The organism is Micromonospora xinjiangensis (assembly GCF_056150165.1).
Genome location: NZ_JAXCFO010000012.1, coordinates 77560 through 96653, shown reverse-complemented (window position 1 = coordinate 96653; position 19094 = coordinate 77560). Strand labels below are relative to the sequence as shown.

Here is a 19094-nt window from a genome sequence, read left to right as displayed (position 1 = left end):
GGCGCCGCCGGGAAGAAGGCGGCGTCCGCCCCGTCCTCGAGGAGGTTGCCGCAGTGACCCACCCCCGTGCCGGCCAGCCGGCCGAGCCCGCCGACCTGGTCGACGTGCCCCGGCTGGTGACCGCCTACTACGCCGAGCACCCGGACCCGCGGGACCCGGCGCAGCAGGTCTCCTTCGGCACCTCCGGCCACCGGGGGTCGAGCCTGCGGCGCGCGTTCAACTCCGACCACATCGTGGCGGTCACCCAGGCGCTCTGCGACTACCGCCGCGCCCAGGGCATCGACGGCCCGCTCTTCCTCGGCCGGGACACGCACGCCCTCTCCACCCCCGCCGCCGTCGACGCGCTGGAGGTGCTCGCCGCCAACGGCGTCACCGTGCTGCTGGACAGCCGGGACGGCTACACGCCGACGCCCGCCGTCTCGCACGCGATCCTCACCCACAACCGGGGTCGCACGAGCGGCCTCGCCGACGGGATCGTGATCACCCCGTCGCACAACCCGCCCGACGACGGCGGCTTCAAGTACAACCCGAGCCACGGCGGGCCGGCCGACAGCGACGTCACGAAGCAGATCCAGGAGCGAGCCAACGCGATCCTCGCCGGCGGGCTCGCCGAGGTCCGCCGGATCCCGTACGCGCGGGCGCGGGCCGCCGACACCACCGGGACGTACGACTTCCTCGGCCGCTACGTCGACGACCTGCCCGCGGCGATCGACGTCGACGCGATCCGCGCCGCGGGCGTCCGCATCGGTGCCGACCCGCTCGGCGGCGCGAGCGTGGCCTACTGGGGTGAGATCGCCGAGCGCCACCGCCTCGACCTCACCGTGATCAACCCGACGGTCGACCCGACATGGCGGTTCATGACCCTCGACGGGGACGGCAAGATCCGCATGGACTGCTCCTCGCCGAACGCGATGGCCTCGCTCATCGCGGCCCGCGCCGACTACCAGGTCTCCACGGGCAACGACGCGGACGCCGACCGGCACGGCATCGTCACCCCCGACGGCGGGCTCATGAACCCCAACCACTACCTGGCGGTGGCCATCGGCCACCTGTTCCGCACCCGGTCGCAGTGGGGCCCGGCCGCCGCCGTCGGCAAGACCCTCGTCTCGTCGTCCATGATCGACCGGGTGGCCGCCGACCTCGGCCGGCCGCTGCTGGAGGTGCCGGTCGGCTTCAAGTGGTTCGTTCCCGGGCTGCTCGACGGCGCGGTCGGCTTCGGCGGCGAGGAGAGCGCCGGGGCGTCGTTCCTGCGCCGGGACGGGAGCACCTGGACCACCGACAAGGACGGCATCCTGCTGTGCCTGCTCGCGTCGGAGATCATCGCCACCACGGGCCGGACGCCCAGCGAGCACTGGGCCGAACTGGCCGAGCGCTTCGGCGCGCCCGCGTACGCCCGCATCGACGCCCCGGCGACCCGCGAGGAGAAGGCCGTGCTCGGCAGGCTCTCCCCGGAGCAGGTGACCGCGACCGAGCTGGCCGGCGAGCCGATCACCGCGACGCTCACCACCGCGCCCGGCAACGGCGCGCCGATCGGCGGGCTCAAGGTCACCACCGAGTCGGGCTGGTTCGCCGCCCGCCCCTCCGGCACCGAGGACGTCTACAAGATCTACGCCGAGTCCTTCCAGGGCCCGGAGCACCTCACGAGGATCCAGCAGGAAGCGAAGAACCTGGTAACCGAGGTGCTGGCAAAGGCGTGACCGGTCGCTGCTGCGATCTTGGTCGGAGCCGGCCCCGCCGGGGGCGCACTCCGACCAAGATCCGTGGCGATCTCAGCGGGGCGGGGGGAGTTCGCGGCGGCTGAGCTGCTCGCGTAGCCCCTCGGGGAGCAGTTCGCGGAGCTGTTCGGGCAGCAGCGGCAGGTCCAGGAGACTCAGCTTGAGCTGGTTGCGCTCCTGGTAACGGCGCGGGTCGAGGCGTACCACCAGGCCCGCCTCGCGGCGGAAGCTGATGTCGACCGCGCCCTCGGTGGACGCCTCCCGGAACACCACGCCGTCCACCTCCACGGCCACCGGCCCGGAATCGGACGTCAACTCCAGCCGGATCTTCTCCTCCGGGGAGAGCACCACCGAGCGGCTGATGCCGGCCATCGGTGCCGAAGGGGTGACGACCACGGCCTCGGAGGCGGGGGAGACCAGCGGCCCGCCGGCGGCGTAGCTGTACGCCGTCGACCCGGTGGGGGTGCTCACCACGATGGCGTCGCAGCGGTAGTAGCCGTAACGCTGGCCGTCCACCGCCAGGGTGGCGACGGCGAACCCCTTCCCGGGCTGACGGACCAGCGCGATGTCGTTGAAGGCGACCACGTCGTCCCCGCAGACGTCACAGACGAGGCAGCTGTGCGCCTCCACCGTGAAGTCCTTGTTGGTCAGGCGGTCCAGCGCCTCCGGCAGCTCCGGCGGCTCCACCTCCACCAGGAAGCCGAGCCGGCCCAGGTGCACCCCGAGCACCGGCTTCGGGTTGCCGACCGTCGACCGGAGCGCGCCGAGCATCGTGCCGTCACCACCGATGCTGATGAGCGCACTGACGTGATCGACCAGCTCGTCGGCGGGGAACGCCTCGACGCCGGAAGGCACCCGGTGCCGGTCCTCCTCGCGGACGGCGAGGCCCTTGCCGTGCCGGGCCGCCCACTCGGCGATGATCTCGATGATCCCGGAAGCGTCCCGTGTCGGGTGCAGCACCAGCCCGAGCAGGGTACGGTCCATCGATTCCCCCTGCCTGGATGCAACGCCTCGTAACTGACATTTTGTCCCATCGTTGAGGTGGTTGCCGAATGAACGGGCGTGCTGGTCGAGATCGACCTCGCTCCCAACAGGATCGACAGCGGGCCAGGAGGCGATCAGGTGAGTGCACCCATCCGGCGCGGAATTCTGCTCGCGGAGCGTCGCCGGCGCCTCGATCGGAAGATCGCCCTCTACCACGAGCCCTTGTCCCGAGCGCAGATCGAGCGGATCCAGGTCGAGCGGTTCAACAAGATGTGGGCCTACTGCCTGACCCGGGTGCCGTTTTATCGCTCCTGGCGGAGCGAGCACCACCTGCCCACCAGCATCGACCGGCCGTCGGACCTCCGCCACTTCCCGCAGCTCGACAAGGAACTGCTGATCAGCCGGTCCGCCGAGGTCTTCGCCGGAGGCTCGACGAAGCAGGCCTACAGCACCGGTGGCAGCACCGGTCAGCCCACCCGGTTTCCGCGCGGAGACGACGAGACGACCGACCGGTGGGTGAACAACTATCTCGGGCGAGCATGGTGGGGCGTGCGACCGTTCGATCCGCAGGTGCTCCTGTGGGGGCACGCCCACCTCTTCGGCAGTGGGTTGCGCGGTCAGGTCGCCCAGGCCAAGCGCGCCGCCGCCGACCGGATCTTGAACATCACCCGGCTGAACGCCTACGACCTCAGCGAACCGGCGCTTCGGGCGCACCACGAGGCCATCCACGCCCGGAATCCGGCGTCGATCGTCGGTTACACGTCGGCGGTCTTCAAGCTCGCCCGCTACATCGAGCGCGAGGCCCTGGACCTGGGAGACACGGATCGCCTTCGCGCCGTGGTCCTCAGCGCGGAGAGCGCCAGCGACGCGGATCTCGCCCTGATCGAGCGGGTCTTCGGGGCCAGCGCCGTCATCGAGTACGGTGCCGCGGAGACCGGCCTCATGGCGATGTCTCGGGGTCAGGCGCGGGCGATCCAGGTCCTCTGGGACAGCTTCGTCTGCCTCGTCTCCGAGGACGGCTCGCTCGCGGTGACCACTCTCGACGACCGGCTGTTCCCCCTCGTCAACTACTCGATCGGGGACCGGGTCGAGCCGACCGACATCGTGGACGGCAATGCGCTGTGGCTCCGTTCGATCCTCGGGCGTCGGCAGGAGATCGTCCAGGTCGCATCCCGCCACGGGATCCTCGACCTCTCCCCGATCCTGCCGGTGCACATCCTCAAGAGCTACGCGGGGATCGTCGGCGTGCAGTTCCGCCAGGAACGCCCGGACGCGCTGCACATCTACCTGCAGGCTGACCACGCGCTCGACCTGGACGCGGTCGGCCAGTTCTTCGCGCGGGAGCTGATGAAGGACCACCCGGATCTCCTCGCCGAATCGATCACGTTCCACCAGGTCGCCGACCAGACCAGCACCCGCGCCGGCAAGCACGCCCTGTTCGTGTCCTGACCGGGGCGTAGTGCCGCCTCGGTGGCCGGCGAAGCGGTGGGCCGGCGGAACGGGTCCACCGAGCGGGCTCGGTGCTCGACCGACGTTCAGCCTCCGGTGACGCCGGCGGGTGGAACAGGCTCCCGCTCCCGATCCGGCCGGACGGCGTGCCGGCCGCCCGGTCCGCCTCGCCGGTGCCGGCGTGACAACGCGACCAGCAGGAGCGCTCCCGCCACGAGCACCTCCGCTGTGGTCGCGGCGGCGGCGGCGCCGGTCGGGCCGAGCGCTGTCGCCTGAACGAGCAGGCCGGCGCCCAGCAGCCCGGCGACGGAGACGGCGAGCCGGGTTGCGGCCCCGTAGTCGCCGTCACCGATGCGGTTGAGCGCGAAGGCCCGGTTCATCGTCGCGAACGGGAGCGCGAGCGCCAGCAGCTGCAGCCAGAGGGCGGACTCGGGGATCGGCAGTCCGAGCACGGTGGTGGCGAGCCACGGCGCGGTGACGATGACCCCCACGGTGATGACGGTCGCGCCGGCGACCGCGATCATCTCGCTCTCGCGGCTGACCGCCACAGCCGGCCCGAGGTTGTGCCGTCGCCGGGTGCGGACCGCCATCGGCACCCGCAGCCCGCTGAACGTGACGGCGACCAACGCCTGGTAGATGCTCGTCAGTGCGCCGAAGCAACCCACCACCAACGGGCTCGCGACCAGCGAGAGGGCGATCGTGCCGGCTCGACCGGTGAACGCCTCCGCGACGCTGTAGGTGAACAGTTGCCGGGTCAACCGGAAGGCCCGGCCAGCCGCCCGTAGCGACAGCCCGCGCCACATCGGAAGTGCGGCGGCGGGACCCCGGCAGGCGAGGACCTCCGTGCTGATCAGGTACGTTGCGGCGCCGACCAGCAAGGCGCTGGTCAGCGGCGCGCCGGCGACCAGCAGCACCATGGACAGGAGCCGGGTGCCGGTCACCGCGACGGACGCCGCGACGAAGCGCATCTGCCGAACGAGGTCGCCGAACCGCAGGTCGGCGAGGCTGTTCAACATCGTCACGCTGCCCGCGCTGACCAGCGCCGCCATCCCGTACCCGCGGTCCACGTAGAACGCCGCGATCACCATCGTGGCGGTCGCCATGGCCGGCAGGGCCACGAGGATGCGCTGGCTGTGCGCGGCCCGGCGTTCCTCGTCGTTACCGGACACGTACAGCAGCGACGATCCTCCCATGACCATGTTGGCCACCCAGGTGAGCGCCGCGGTCATGACGCTGTAGGCAGCGATCTCGACCGTCTGCCCCTGCCGCGCGCTGTAGGCGAGCATCGCGGCGTTCAACAACCCGCTGAGCAGGCCGGAGACCGTCGCCACGATCGTGTTGGAGCGAACTCCCACCCCACGCTCTCCGCGATGGCGGGCGGACTCGGCGGGCTCGGGGAGCGTCTGCTCCGGCGAGCGCTCCTTCAATGTGGTCCTTTCGCGGCACCGCGACCTGGCCGCCGTCGCCTCGGGCGAGGGCGGTGGGGGTCAGCGTTCGGAGATGGTCAACCTGACCCGGTCGAGGATGTTCGGCCCGGCGGCCTCGGCCCGCCAGGAACGGTAGGCCTCACCGGCGGCGCGGCGCGCCCGGAGCCGTTCGGTGGGCGTACGCGCGGCGAACTGCTCGATCTGGTGAGCCAGGGTCGCTGGCGTGACCTCCGTGAGGACGGCGCCGCCACCGGTTCGGAGCAGGCCACTCCACGGTGTTTGGTCCGAGCAGACGACGGGGCATGACGCCGACAGGCTCTCGGCGATGACATGGCCGAAGTTCTCTCCGCGAGTGGGGAAGACGAACAGGTCGTACCGGGCGAAGGTGGGGCGCACCTCGTGTGGTGCCAGTTCACCCCGGTAGGTGAACGCCACCGAGTCCGGCAGCCGCTGGGCGAGCCGTTGGCACTCGGCCCAGTACGCCGTGTCCTCCAGCGGACCGTAGACGTCGAACACCACCGGGCGGGTCACCCGTGCGAGCGCCTCGATCACCATCGCCAGGTTCTTGATCGGGCTGATGCGGCCGATGAACACGAGACGTGGCGGGCCGCCGTTCTCGCCGGGCGGGATCGGGTCCGGCGGGAGCGAGACCTCGTTGCGCCGGGTCTCGATCCTCGCCTCGGGGAACACGTCTCTGATCAACTTCGCCTCGTGCGCACTGGTCGCGTGCCAGAACACCCGCGGCTGTTCGAGAAACGGTCGCCACAGGCTCAGGAACACCCGCTTCTTCCGGCTCTTGACGCCCAGTGCACTCGCCGCCAGCTCACCGCGCGGTGCGACGAGTACCCGCCGGACCCGGATGAGGCGTACGCGAGCCGCGAGGATCGGCAGAATCGACGACCTGGCCCAGAGACTGTTGACGTAGAGAAGGTCGAACCCGACCGACCGGAGCGTTTTCCACAGTGCGTACCACTGGCGGGGGCGGCGTGGGTTCAGGTAGCAGATGCGCGCCCGGCCACGGCGTACCCACCGTCCGGACAGACCGGGGTACGGCTCGGGCGAGCCGAGGTCCCGATCCCTCGTCACCATCGTCACCTCGATCGAGGGCGACACGGTGTCGAGCACCTGGGCGACCGACCGGATGGGCCCACCGGCACGGAATCCCGGCTCGAAGAAGTCACACGTCAACAGCACCCGAAAGGGCCGTGACCCATCTCCACTTTCGGTGATTCGGGTGCCGTCGTCGACCGTGCGCCATTGGTCGACAGTCACTGCCGACGGCGAATCATGAACCCCGTTCGCGGCTGGTGAAATGCAGTCGTCGCGCGGTACGCCGAGGGTATCAGCCACGTCCGGCTAACGATGCGCGGCGCGGATCGGTGACGTGGTCCCCGACAAGCGGAAACAATGTCGCCGGGACCGAGCCGAATTCCCGGGACAAGCGGATGGACGGTGTTTCTGAATATATGCTCCGCTCCCATGGAGTCATTGACCGGGATGGGTGCGGTGGCAGAGCGAGAGCGGGGTGCGCGTCCGCGCCACGCACGCGACCTGCCCGACGACCGAGGGCCCGCGCGAGACCAGTCCGGGCTCTGGCGGCTCTTCGCCGGGGTCGCCTGGCTCGTGCTGGGCATCGCGTGTCTGTTCCTCGCCGAGAACGCCACGAGCGCCTGGCCCCGGGACGGCAGCCTCGCCATGAGCCTGCTGGCGACTCTCTTCGGCGCGTGGGTCTTCTGGCGCGACGGCGGTCCCAGGATCACGGCGGTGGGGGCCTACAACCTCGCCTTCGCGCTCTTCGTCGGCTTCAGCGGGCTCTACCAGACGGCGAAGGCGTGGACGAACGACCCGGGTGTTCCGCTCTTCACCGCCGTGGCGATCTGTTACTTCGTCCAGGTCGCGACGTGGTGGCTGTTCTGGAGCGGCGGCAGCCCTCGGCGGCTGCCCTCGTACGGCGGGCAGGCCGACGGTCGGACGGCCGGCTGGGCGGTGAAGTGCGGCGCTCTCCTGCTGGCGCTCGCGGTAGCCGTGTCGATGATCGCCCCGGACGCGTTGTCGGTCGCCAACGCGGTCGGCTTCGTCGGCGTGCTGCTTCTCGCGGTAGGGATGCTCAGGGGCCCGGCCGCGCGCCACGTGGTCCTCTGCTGCGTGGTGCTCCTGGTCGCCTTCGCCCTCTACTTCACCTACCTCTTCAACGGCTTCGGACGAATCGTCGTCGGCACCCTCGCGCTCGGACTGCTGCTGATCTCGGCCCACCGCGATCAGCGGCCGTACACGAAGATCATCGTTCTCGCCGGCGCGGCGCCGGTCCTGCTGTTCCTCGCCCGGCTCCGCGCCACCAGCGACCAGGGCTCGCCGTTGCTGCCCGACCAGGACGGATTCGGCTCCGCCATCAGTCCACTCCAGTCGTTCGCCCAACTGCTGCACCTCAACCAGGTGGGCCTGCTGCCGCGAGGCTGGGGCGAGACGTTCGTCAACGCGGCCGTCGGGCTGGTGCCGCGGGCGATCTGGGACGACAAACCGGTGGGTTTCGGCGCCGACCTGGTCATGTTCCTGTCGCCTGAGCTGGCCGGTACCGGGCACTCCGCCGCGGCGCTCTCGCACGGGGAGTGGTTGTACAACTTCGGCCTGCTGGGTCTGGCGTTGATGGTTCCGGTGACCGGTCTCGCCGTCCGGTTGATCGACAGGCTCCTGGTCTGGGCGTCGTCCGGACCGCTGACCACGCCGTATGCCGTGGGTGTCTACACCGGCGCGATCGTCGCCGCCGTCGGCCTGTTCGACCTGCTCTGGGTCGGCAGTTTCACCTACGTGGTCCGCGGTGGCGGCCGCCTGCTGGTGCTGGCCGCGGTCATCCTGGTGGTGGGCTGGCGGGTCAGCGGCGTGGCCGTGCCCCACCATCTCGCCGGCCGGCGGTTGCCGCACCTCGCCCGTGCTCGACCGGTCACCCGCCTGCGCTGAGACCGGGGCGACGGGGGGTCGCCGGCCGGACGGCCGGGGCGCGGGTCGGCCATGTGAACAGTTGCCCCAGGACGTGTCGACACCGTTCTGTTCGTCCTGATCTGGGCGTTTCTCCCGCGCGGCTCCGCTCGTTGCGGCAGTTGGGGTCGTACCTCGACCACGAGCAGCAGTGGCCTGCGCACATCGCACGAACGAACGGAGCATCAGTGAGCTACCCGACCACCGGACGCCGCGTGCTCATCACCGGCGGCACCGGGTCCTTCGGCCAGACCATGGCCCGTCGTCTTCTCGACCGTGGGGTCGGCGAGGTGCGGGTGTTCAGCCGGGACGAGGCCAAGCAGGACGCTATGCGCCGGTCGCTCGGCGACGAGCGGGTCCGCTACTACGTCGGCGACGTGCGCGACTACGACTCGGTGCTCAAGGCCAGCCGGGGGATCGACTTCATCTTCCACGCGGCCGCGCTCAAGCAGGTGCCGTCCTGCGAGTTCTTCCCGTTGGAAGCGGTCCGCACGAACATCCTGGGCAGCGGCAACGTCGTCGAGGCCGCCGAGCGCAACGGCGTCGGCTCCGTCGTCGTGCTCAGCACCGACAAGGCCGTCCACCCGGTGAACGCGATGGGCATGAGCAAGGCCCTCATGGAGAAGGTGGCCCAGGCCCACGCCCGCAACAACCCGCACAGCGCCACCACCGTCTCCTGCGTCCGCTACGGCAACGTGATGTACTCGCGCGGCTCGGTGATCCCGCTCTTCATCGAGCAGATCAAGGCGGGCCGGGCGCTGACCGTGACCGACCCGGGGATGACCCGGTTCCTGATGTCGCTGGCCGACTCGGTGGAGCTGGTCGAGCACGCCTTCGCGCACGCCCGGCCGGGCGACATCTTCATCCGCAAGGCCGCCGCCTGCACCATCTCGGACCTCGCCGAGGCGGTGTGTCAGCTCTTCGACGTGCCGTTCAAGCTCGACATGATCGGCGTACGGCACGGCGAGAAGCTGGACGAGACGCTGGCCAGCCGGGAGGAGCTGACCCGGGCCGAGGACTTCGGTCAGTTCCTGCGCGTGCCGCTGGACGCCCGCAACCTCAACTATTCGCTCTACGTCTCCGAGGGCGAGACCGGCACGGGGCCCATCGAGGACTTCAACTCGGCGAACGCGCCCCGGCTCGGCGTACCCGAGATCGTCGAGCTGCTGAAGACGCTGCCCGAGGTCCGCGCCGAGCTGGCCCTGCGGGACCCGGTGCTGGCGTGCTGAGGCTGGCCGTCACCGGGGCCGGCGGCTTCCTCGGCTGGCACGTCCGGGTGCTGCTGCGCGCCCTCGGCTGGCCCGAGCCGGTCGTGATCACGCGGGGTGACCTCGCCGACCCGGCGGCGGTCGCCGCCAAGGTCGCCGGAGTCGACCGGGTGCTGCACCTCGCCGGTGTCAACCGCGGCGAGCCCGCCGACGTCGCGGCCGGCAACGTGCAGCTCGCCGCGCAGCTCGCCGACGGGCTGCGGCACGCGGCGGCGCCGCCCGGGTCGGTCGTGTTCGCCAACTCGGTGCAGGCCGGCAACGGCACCCCGTACGGCGACTCGAAGGCCACCGCGGCGAGCATCCTGGCCGACACCGGCCTGCCCCTCGACGACCTGCGCCTGCCCAACCTCTACGGCGAACACGGTCGCCCGTACTACAACTCTGCCGTGGCGACGTTCTGCCGGCTCCTCGCCGAGGGCGGGCAGCCGGAGGTGCACGCCGACCGCGAGCTGGACCTCGTGCACGTCACCGACGCCGCCGCGCGGCTCGCGGGGGTGCCGGCCGGCGGGTCGTGGGACCCGGCCATGCCGGCCCTGCGGATCGGCGTACGCGACCTGGCCGACCGGCTCGGCGCGATGGCGGTGACCTACCGCACCGGCGAGGTTCCGCCCCTGACGGACCGGCACCACGTACGGCTGTTCAACACCTACCGGTCACACTGCTTCCCGGCCCACTACCCGATCCCACTGCCGCGGCGGGCCGACGCGCGGGGCGAGCTGGTCGAGACGGTCAAGGTGCACGGCGGCCCCGGGCAGACCTTCTGCTCCACCACCCGCCCCGGCATCACCCGCGGCGAGCACTTCCACCTGGCGAAGGTCGAACGGTTCGTGGTGCTGCGTGGCTCGGCGGAGATCAGCCTGCGCCGGGTCGGCGACGGCGAGGTGCTGCGGTTCCCCGTGAGCGGCGCCGAGCCGGTGCTCGTCGACATGCCGACCATGTGGGTGCACAAGCTGGTGAACACGGGCGCCGACGAGCTGGTCACCCTGTTCTGGACCAACGAGCTGTTCGACCCGGACCGGCCGGACACCTGGCCGGAGGCGGTCGAGGAGACCCGGGCGACGCCCGTGGCGGTGGGCGCGTGAGGGTCGGCCTGATCAGCCAGTGGTATCCGCCGGAGGGCGTGTTCATCCCCGGCAACCTGGCCCGCCAGCTGGCCGAGCGCGGCCACGAGGTGCGGGTGCTCACGACGTTCCCCAGTTACCCGTACGGGCGGATCTTTCCCGGGTGGCGGCAACGATGGCGGCACCGGGAGGCCGACGGGCCGGTGTCGATCCGTCGGGTCCCCGCCTATCCCAGCCATGACACGTCGGCCCTCCGCCGAGCCCTGAGCCACCTCTCCTTCGGCGCCACCAGCGCGACCGCCGGGGTGAGGTGGCTCTCCGGCGTCGACGTCACGTACGTCTACCACCCACCGCCCACCTCCGTCGCGGCGGCGGCCCTGCTGCGGGTCGCCCGGCGCACGCCGGTCGTCCTGCACGTGCAGGACCTCTGGCCCGAATCGGTGGTCGGATCCGGCATGGCGCCGACCGGCCGGGCCGGTCGGGCCCTGGAGCGGAGCATCGGTGGACTCATGCGGCGGACCTACCGGCTCGCCGACACCGTGGTGGCGATCTCGCCGACCATGGCCGAGCAGGTGGTGGCGCGCGGCGCCGACCCGGACAAGGTGCGCGTCGTCTGGAACTGGACCGACGACGCCCTGTTCCGGCCGGTCCCGGCCACCGACGACGCCCGCGCGGCGCTGGGGCACCGCGGCCGGGTCACGGTGATGTTCGCCGGCAACCTGGGTCTGCTCCAGGGGCTCGACACGGCGATCCGGGCGGCGGCCGCCGCCCGGGACCACGTCGACCTGGTGCTGGTCGGGTCCGGCGCCGACGAGGACGCCGCGCGCCGCCTCGCGGCCGACCTCGGCGCCGACAACGTCCGCTTCGTCGGCCGGCGGGCGCCCGAGCAGATGGCCGAGCTGTACGCGGCCGCGGACTGGCAGCTGATCTGCCTGCGCGACGTGCGCGCCCTGCGCGCCGCCGTCCCGTCGAAGCTCCAGGCCGCCCTGGCGTGCGGCGCGCCGGTGATCGCCTCGACACCCGGCGACACCGCCGAGCTGGTCCGGTCGACCGGCGTCGGCCTCACCTGCCCGCCCGAGGACTGGCCGGCCCTCGCGGAGCGGTTCGCGCGGGCCGCGGCCACGCCGGCGGCCGTCCGGGCGGAGATGGGTCGCCGCGCCCGGCAGGTCTACCGGGAGCGGATGTCGCTGCGCGTGGGCGTCGACCAGTTCGAGGACATCCTGACCAAGGCGGCTTCACGGAGAGGACGCGCATGACCCGGATCATGACCGTTGTCGGCACCCGGCCCGAGATCATCAGACTGTCCCGGGTCATCGCCCGGCTCGACGAGACGGTGGACCACGTCCTGGTCCACACGGGGCAGAACTGGGACACCACGCTGTCCGATGTCTTCTTCACCGAGCTGCGGCTGCGCGAGCCGGACCGGTTCCTGCGCGTCGACACGTCCTCGCTCGGTCGGGTGCTGGGCGGCGTGCTGGTCGGGATGGAGGCGGCGATCGCCGAGCACCGGCCCGACGCGCTGCTCGTGCTCGGCGACACCAACAGCTGCATCGCCGCGCTGATGGCCCGGCGGATGCGGGTGCCGGTCTACCACATGGAGGCCGGCAACCGCTGCTTCGACCTGAACGTGCCCGAGGAGACCAACCGGCGCCTCGTCGACCACGTCGCCGACTTCAACCTGGTCTACACCGAGCACGCGCGCCGCAACCTGCTCGCCGAAGGGCTGCACCCGCGGCGGATCCTGCACACCGGCTCGCCCATGCGGGAGGTGCTGGAGCACTACCGCGGGGAGATCGCCGCCTCGACGATCCTGCGGCAGCTCGAACTCCAGCCTGGCCGCTACTTCGTGGTCAGCGCGCACCGCGAGGAGAACGTGGACTCGCCGGCCCGGCTCCAGCGGCTGCTGGACTGCCTCCGGGCCGTCCACGACCGCTGGGGGCATCCGGTGCTGGTCTCCACGCACCCGCGCACCCGCAAGCGCCTGGAGGCGCTGGCGCCCGATGCCACCGCCCTGGAGGGCATCGCCTTCCACGAGCCGTTCGGGCTCATCGACTACGTGCACCTGCAGACGCGGGCCTTCTGCACGTTGTCGGACAGCGGGACGATCAGCGAGGAGGCGGCCATCCTGGGCTTCCCCGCGGTCACCCTGCGCGAGTCGATCGAACGGCCGGAGGCGCTCGACGCCGGCGGCATCATCATGACCGGGCTGGAACCGGAGGGTGTGGTGGAGGCCGTGCAGGTCACCGTGGACCAGGTCGCCGCGCAGGGGGTGCCCTGCCCGGCCGACTACCAGGTCCCTGACACCTCCCGACGGGTGGTCGACTTCATCCTCTCCACCGTTCGTCGCCACCACGACTGGGCGGGCATCCGCCGCTGACCCACCGGCCACCCGCCGCCGCACCAGCACCGTCCGGGCCGGCGACCGCGAACAGCGGTCGCCGGCCCTGGCGTCGGGTCGCCGGAGACGAGCGGGCCCGGGCAGCGAGCGGGCCCGGAGAGTGAGCGGGCCCGGACACGAGCGTCCCGCTCCGGCGTACGTACCGGAGCGGGACGGTGGACGGCGGCTCAGTGCGACGACAGCGGCAGGCCCAGCGGGCTGTCCTCCATGGGGCCGATGGGCTGGGCGGAGAGGAGAGCGAGCTGTTCGATCACCTTCGCCGGCTCGGCGTACGGGTCGAGCCCGGTCGCCTCCATCGGGTCGAGCGCGGGCACGGCCACGTGCGACACCAGCGGGTGGAACGGCCGGGTGTCGACCTCGCCGGTGCCGAGCAGGTCCTCGTGCAGCTTCTCGCCCGGGCGCAGCCCGGTGTACACGATCGGCGCCGAGCTGGACGCCTGCTCGGCCATCTGCCGGGCCAGGTCGGCGATGCGGACCGGCTCGCCCATGTCCAGCACGAGCGCCTCACCGTCACGCCCGATCTCGGCGGCCTGGAGCACCAGGTGCACGGCCTCCTGCACGGTCATCAGGTAGCGGGTCACGTCCGGGTGGGTGACGGTCAGCGGCTTGCCCGACTCGATCTGCCGTTGGAACGCCGTCACCACGGAGCCCCGACTGCTCAGCACGTTGCCGAACCGGACACTGAGGAAGGTCCCCGGGAACCGGGACGCGGCGTGCGCCGTGAGCCGCTCGGTGATCCGCTTCGAGTAGCCGAGCACGCTGATCGGGTCGGCCGCCTTGTCCGTGGAGATGTTCACGAACTTCGCCACGTCCTGGCAGGCGTCGAGCACCGACAGCGTGCCCCAGACGTTCGTCATGACCGCTTCGCCGGGGTGGCGTTGGAGCAGCGTCAGGTGTTTGAGCGCCGCGGCGTGGAAAATGATCTCGGGACGGCGCTCCTGGATGATCCGCCGGATGCGCTCGTCGTCGCGCAGGTCGGCCAGGATCAGCTCCGGCCCGTCCAGAAGTGCCCGTCCGGCGAGCGACATCTGCAGGCTGTGCAGGGCGGACTCGTCCCGGTCCAGCATCATGAGCTCGCCGGGGTCGGCCTTCATCACCTGGCGGCACAGCTCGGAGCCGATCGAGCCGCCGGCGCCGGTGACCAGGATCCGCCGCCCGGTCAGGCTGTTCGTGCTCAGCGGCAGGTCACCGACGACCTGGCGGCGGCCCAGCAGGTCGCTGATCTGCACATCCCGTACGTCGGTGACGGTGATCCGGTGGTCGACCAGGTCGCGGACCGGGGGGAGCACCTTGAACGCCGCGCCGGTCTGGAGGGTGGCCTCGCGGATCTCGCGGATCAACGCGGCGTCGGCGTTCGCCACCGAGAAGATGACGGTGTTGGCGCCGGTGCGCCGCACCGCGGTGGCGATGTCCCGCCGACCGCCGAGCACGCGTACGCCGCCGACGCGCAGGTCGCGCTTGTCCGGGTCGTCGTCCAGCGCGCCGACCGGCAGGTAGCGGCCGCGGGGGTCGCTCAGCATGGCCCGCAGCAGCCCCTGCCCGGCGTCGCCCATGCCGAACAGCAGCACCGGCGTCGACGACCGGACGTCCGGTCGCATGGCGAGGTCACGCCGGTGCCGGTACGCGAACCGCGCGCCGAGCATGAACAGCAGGGCCAGCGCGCCGCCCACCACCGGGGTGCTCGCGGGCACCGGCCGGTCGGCGGAGGGGAGCAGTCCGAGCAGGACGATCGCGGCGGTGGTGAGCGTGGTGCCGGCGACGCCCTGCACCTCCTGGAGGCTGCCGAGCGGATGACGGCCGGAGTAGAGCCGGCGCAACGCCGCGACCGCCACGTACATGACGGCGGCGCCGACGCCGATGATCGCGGCCCGGCTGAACTGGCCGGGGGGAAGGTGGAACTCGTACCGGCTCCAGACGGCCGCGATGAAACCCCCCACCCAGGCGGTGGTGTCGGTGGCGAGGAAACCTGCGGTGCGGCGCCTCGCCCTGGCCCGGCGCGACCGCTGGTCCATCAGTTCGGTGCTCGCTGTTTCCTGCGGCATGTACTGGCTCCCCTGTTCTGCTCCTGGCTCCTCCGCCGCCGTACGCCGGAAGGAGCTTTCATACCCATCGTCCTTGTTACAGGCAGTTGCCTCCTCTTTATGCGTTTTCACGATTCCTGTGCGTGATGTCCGACTTAAGACAGGCAGCTCAGCGCGCCGGCACGCCCTTCACGACGACCTGGTCGGGCACGTCCCGCACCACGCAGGCGCCGGCGCCCACGGTGCTGTCGCGGCCGATCCGCAGCCCCTGCAGCACGGCGGCGGTGGTGCCCACGAGCACGCCCTCGGCGAGGTGGCAGTCGCCGGACACCGCGGCGAGCGGGTTCACCGACACGTAGTCGGCAAGCGTGCTGTCGTGGCCCACGGTGGCGTTCTGGTTGAGGTGCACGTGCCGTCCGATGGTGACGTTCGTGGTCACGCGGGCGCCGGGGAAGGCGACGAAACCCGGCCCGTACCGGGTGTCCGGACCGATCGTCGCGTCCGGATGGACGAGGCTGGCCGCGAGGATGCCGTACCCGTCGATCTGCCGCCCGACCGCCCGCCGGACCCGGGGGTCGCCGATGCCGATGACGTGGTGGACCTGCGGGGGCGCGTCGCGCAGCCAGGCGACGCCACCGAGGTACGGCACGTCGAGCCGCTGCAGCCGCTTCAGGTTCACCTCGCTGGGGCGGTCGTCGAGCACACCCAGCAACCGCCAGAGCGGCTTCGCGGCGGCCTCGTTGACCGCGCGGACGATGGTCGCGATCTCCCGACCGTGTCCGCCGCAACCCACCACCACCAGGTCGACGGTCACCCCGCCGAGCCTTCCGTCCGTACGGTGAGGAACTCGTCGATCGCCGCGAACACCCGGGCGATCTGCGGCTCGGTCAGGGCGCTACCGCTGGGCAGTGTGAGCCCGTCGGCGAAGAGGCGGTCCGCCGCGCCGGTCAGCAGGCTCTCCGCGCCCGCGTGCACCGGCTGCAGGTGCATCGGTTTCCACACCGGCCGGGTCTCGATGTCCTGCTGCGCCAGGTGCTCCGCCAGCTCCGACGCACGCCAGCCGGATTGCTCCCGGTCGACCGTGATGACGGTGAGCCAGCAGTTCGAGTCCGTGTCCTCCACGGCGAGCAGGCGGACGCCGGGAACCGGCGCGAAGAGCTTGGCGTACCGGTCGCGTAGCTGTCGCCGGCGGCCGATCATGCCGTCGAGCCTGACCAACTGGGCGCGGCCCAACGCGGCGAGGAGGTTGCTCAGCCGGTAGTTGTAGCCGGTCTCCCGGTGCTCGTAGTGCGGCGTCGGTTCCCTGGCCTGGGTGGCGAGGTGCCGTGCCCGCGCGAGCAGCGCGACGTCGTTCGACACCAGCATCCCGCCGCCGGAGGTGGTCATGATCTTGTTGCCGTTGAACGAGATCGCGCCGACCTGACCGAACGAGCCCGCGGGGCGCCCACGGTGGGTCGCGCCGAGCGCCTCGGCCGCGTCCTCCACCAGCGGCACCCCGGCGGCCGCGCACAGCGGCTCCAGCGTCGTGTAGTCGACGCAGCTGCCGAACATGTCCACCGGGACCACCGCGCCGATCCGCTCGCCCCGCGACCGCAGGCGTCGCAGCAGCTCGTCGACGAGCTCGACGTCTACGTTCCCGGTCTGTGGGTCGCAGTCGACGAAGACCGGCCGCGCCCCGATGTAGTGCACCGCGTTCGCGGTGGCGATGAAGGTCAGGGTGGGCACGATGACGACGTCTCCGGGCCGGACGCCGACGCCGAGCAGGGCCAGGTGCAGCGCGGCGGTGCCGGAGCTGACCGCCACGGCCCCCGCCGTGCCGGCGCGGTCGGCGACCTCGCGTTCGAACGCCTGCAGGTCCGGGCCGGTCGGAGCCACCCAGCCCGAGCGCAGGGCCGCGGTGAGGTACGACTCCTCGAGCGGTCCCACGTCCGGCGGGGACAGGTGGATGGTCGCGTTCATTGCTCGCCCCATTCCCCGGTGGTCACACCGGTGTCCGATCCCGCTGCGCCGGCGGCTGCTGCGTACCGAGGAACTCGGGTGCCGTGGCGCTGCCCTCGGCGGTGATCCCTTCCCGCCGGAGCACGGTCCGGACGGTCGCGGCGAGGATCGAGAGGTCGGCGCCGAGGCTGCGGCTGTCCACGTACCGCACGTCGAGGTCGAGCTTCTCCTCCCAGCTGAGGCTGTTGCGCCCCCGTACCTGGGCCAGACCGGTGACGCCGGGCCGCACCTCGTGCCGTCGGAACTGGGTGGGGGAGTACCGCTCCAGGTACTCGGTGAGCAGGGGCCGCGGGCCGACCAGGCTCATCTCCCCGCGCAGCACGTTCCAGAGCGTCGGTAGCTCGTCGAGGCTGGTGGCGCGCAACCAGCGGCCCAGCGCGGTCAGTCGCTCGCCGTCGCCGGCCGGGCCACGATCGAGCGCGGGCGGGTGCATGGTCCGGAACTTCACCAGGACGAAGGGGTCGCCGTGCCGACCGGCCCGGCACTGCCGGAACAGCACCGGCCGGCCGAGCGACGTGGCCACCAACAGCGCCACCACCGCCATCAGCGGGGCGGTCACCAGGAGCAGAACCGCCGCGGCGACCACGTCGATCACCCGCTTCGTGCGGTCGTACGGCCTGCTCCGGGCCGAGCACGGGGGATCGATCACGCTACTGGGCACAGGCACCGCCGGCCTCCAAGACACTTCGCTCAACCAGTCAAAGAGGTTGTATCAGGACAAAGCTTCTCAGCAGCCGTGAATGACGACAGTCCCGCTGCTACGACCCGATCAACCCCGAAACTCCACAGGTGGAAACGGCCCGAGGCGTGGCTCTCGGCACTTCACCCGATCAGCGCGCCGAGCGGGCCGACGAACCCGCCGGACGGGGGAGGCGCGCCGTCCGGTCGGGCGAGGCGAACGGGAGGTCGTCAGGCGCTGGCGGCGGAACGCGGATCGTCGTCGCCCGCGTCGAGCCGACGGGTGAGCAGGGTCCGCAGCGGAACGGACTCACCGTCGCGCCCGCCCTCGCCGACGATCAGCGGCGGTGGGCCGGGCTCCGGGTCGGCGCCGAACAGCCGGGCACCCAGGCCACCCGGCACGGTCAGCAGGTGCCATCGCCCGTCGACGTCGACCGCCCGCGTGCGTGCCCGGTCCACGTACCAGCCGGTGAGCCGCGTCCGGTACCGCCCCCGGCCGTCGTAGGAGCGTGCCGTGAGCCGCGTCGGGCGCAGGCCCCGCCGCTTCGCCTCGGCCAAGAACCAGGCCACGATCCGCGCCGCCTCGGCGTGCTCCGCGGCGCGCCGCCGGGCGTCGGCCTCCGCGTGGGCGAGCGCCGCCCGCCGCTGCCGCTCCGCCCAGTCCAGGCCGTCGTCACCGCGCACGCCCCGACGGTACGCCCCACCGCCCGCTCGCCCGCCAGCCCGCCCGCTCGCTCGCCCTCCCGCTCGCCCGCTCACTCGCCCTCCCGCTCGCTCGCCCGCCCTCCCGCTCGCCCGCTCGGCCGCACGGTGCCCGGCCGACAGCCTTGAGTGGACGCTGTCGAGCTGCCCCAGATTTGGGGTCGCGCCCGACGCTGACCGGGTCGCCCTGCCCACACCGATCGTGTTTCTGCCTGACTGATCCCACTCTGGGCCGGAGTCGGTGGCCTGGCGGTGTCGGCGCGTGCCCCACGTTTGGGGCAGGTCGACAGGGCTCCGTTGCCCCATCCGCGAGGCGACGATTCGAGGCCGGCGTGGCGGGAGTCGGTGGCCTGGCGGTGTCGGCGCGTGTCCCGTGTGTGGGGCAGGTCGACAGGGGCCTGTGGTGCGTGTCCGAGCCGG

General features: G+C 71.8%; 15 protein-coding genes. 7 read left to right on the top strand and 8 right to left on the bottom strand.

Annotated features, from left to right (window positions below):
* Positions 1 to 53: 53 nt before the first annotated feature.
* Positions 54 to 1697: a phosphoglucomutase (alpha-D-glucose-1,6-bisphosphate-dependent) gene (gene pgm, locus SM573_RS28900; RefSeq protein WP_474614916.1), complete on the top strand. Its 1644-nt coding sequence runs from the start codon at positions 54 to 56 to the stop codon at positions 1695 to 1697.
* Between the two features lie 72 nt (positions 1698 to 1769).
* Here pgm and SM573_RS28895 read toward each other — a convergent pair whose 3' ends face one another.
* A complete protein-coding gene (locus SM573_RS28895) occupies positions 1770 to 2699 on the bottom strand; it encodes an NAD(+)/NADH kinase (protein WP_474614917.1) in 930 nt (309 codons plus the stop codon).
* Positions 2700 to 2837: 138 nt separating this feature from the next.
* Here SM573_RS28895 and SM573_RS28890 point away from each other — a divergent pair, with 138 nt between their 5' ends.
* Positions 2838 to 4148, top strand: a complete 1311-nt coding sequence (locus SM573_RS28890; protein WP_474614918.1) for a phenylacetate--CoA ligase family protein — start codon at positions 2838 to 2840, stop codon at positions 4146 to 4148.
* 86 nt (positions 4149 to 4234) lie between these two features.
* On the opposite strand, the gene SM573_RS28885 is transcribed toward SM573_RS28890, so the two are convergent.
* A complete protein-coding gene (locus SM573_RS28885) occupies positions 4235 to 5503 on the bottom strand; it encodes a hypothetical protein (RefSeq protein WP_474614919.1) in 1269 nt (422 codons plus the stop codon).
* A 132-nt stretch (positions 5504 to 5635) separates the two neighbouring features.
* Positions 5636 to 6769, bottom strand: a complete 1134-nt coding sequence (locus SM573_RS28880) for a glycosyltransferase family 4 protein (RefSeq protein ID WP_474617491.1) — start codon at positions 6767 to 6769, stop codon at positions 5636 to 5638.
* A 285-nt stretch (positions 6770 to 7054) separates the two neighbouring features.
* On the opposite strand from SM573_RS28880, the gene SM573_RS28875 reads away from it, so the two are divergent.
* From SM573_RS28875 to wecB, 5 genes are all read left to right on the top strand, one after another.
* Positions 7055 to 8530 (top strand): hypothetical protein, encoded by a 1476-nt coding sequence (locus SM573_RS28875; protein WP_474617490.1) that lies wholly within the window; start codon positions 7055 to 7057, stop codon positions 8528 to 8530.
* Between the two features lie 206 nt (positions 8531 to 8736).
* Complete coding sequence (locus tag SM573_RS28870) at positions 8737 to 9777, top strand: SDR family NAD(P)-dependent oxidoreductase (RefSeq protein ID WP_474617489.1); 1041 nt, start codon at positions 8737 to 8739, stop codon at positions 9775 to 9777.
* Positions 9771 to 10898, top strand: coding sequence for a polysaccharide biosynthesis C-terminal domain-containing protein (locus SM573_RS28865; protein ID WP_474617488.1), 1128 nt, complete (start codon positions 9771 to 9773; stop codon positions 10896 to 10898). The genes SM573_RS28870 and SM573_RS28865 overlap by 7 nt, the downstream gene beginning before the upstream one ends.
* Positions 10895 to 12133: a glycosyltransferase family 4 protein gene (locus tag SM573_RS28860; RefSeq protein WP_474617487.1), complete on the top strand. Its 1239-nt coding sequence runs from the start codon at positions 10895 to 10897 to the stop codon at positions 12131 to 12133. The genes SM573_RS28865 and SM573_RS28860 overlap by 4 nt, the downstream gene beginning before the upstream one ends.
* Positions 12130 to 13254: a non-hydrolyzing UDP-N-acetylglucosamine 2-epimerase gene (gene wecB / locus SM573_RS28855; protein WP_474614925.1), complete on the top strand. Its 1125-nt coding sequence runs from the start codon at positions 12130 to 12132 to the stop codon at positions 13252 to 13254. Before SM573_RS28860 ends, wecB begins: the two co-directional genes overlap by 4 nt.
* A 188-nt stretch (positions 13255 to 13442) precedes the next feature.
* Here the strand turns inward: wecB and SM573_RS28850 are convergent, their stop codons facing one another.
* From SM573_RS28850 to SM573_RS28830, 5 genes are all read right to left on the bottom strand, one after another.
* Complete coding sequence (locus SM573_RS28850) at positions 13443 to 15317, bottom strand: polysaccharide biosynthesis protein (protein WP_474617486.1); 1875 nt, start codon at positions 15315 to 15317, stop codon at positions 13443 to 13445.
* A 148-nt stretch (positions 15318 to 15465) separates the two neighbouring features.
* On the bottom strand, positions 15466 to 16110 hold the full coding sequence (locus SM573_RS28845; protein WP_474617485.1) for an acetyltransferase: 645 nt from the start codon (positions 16108 to 16110) through the stop codon (positions 15466 to 15468).
* The gene (locus SM573_RS28840) at positions 16107 to 17255 is read right to left on the bottom strand and encodes a DegT/DnrJ/EryC1/StrS family aminotransferase (protein ID WP_474614928.1); all 1149 of its coding nucleotides are present in this window, start codon (positions 17253 to 17255) and stop codon (positions 16107 to 16109) included. The genes SM573_RS28845 and SM573_RS28840 overlap by 4 nt, the downstream gene beginning before the upstream one ends.
* Positions 17256 to 17277: 22 nt before the next feature.
* Positions 17278 to 17961, bottom strand: a complete 684-nt coding sequence (locus tag SM573_RS28835; protein ID WP_474614929.1) for a sugar transferase — start codon at positions 17959 to 17961, stop codon at positions 17278 to 17280.
* Positions 17962 to 18203: 242 nt separating this feature from the next.
* Positions 18204 to 18656 carry a hypothetical protein gene (locus SM573_RS28830; RefSeq protein WP_474617484.1) on the bottom strand — a complete coding sequence of 151 codons (453 nt, stop codon included), beginning with the start codon at positions 18654 to 18656 and terminating at the stop codon, positions 18204 to 18206.
* Positions 18657 to 19094 lie beyond the last annotated feature (438 nt).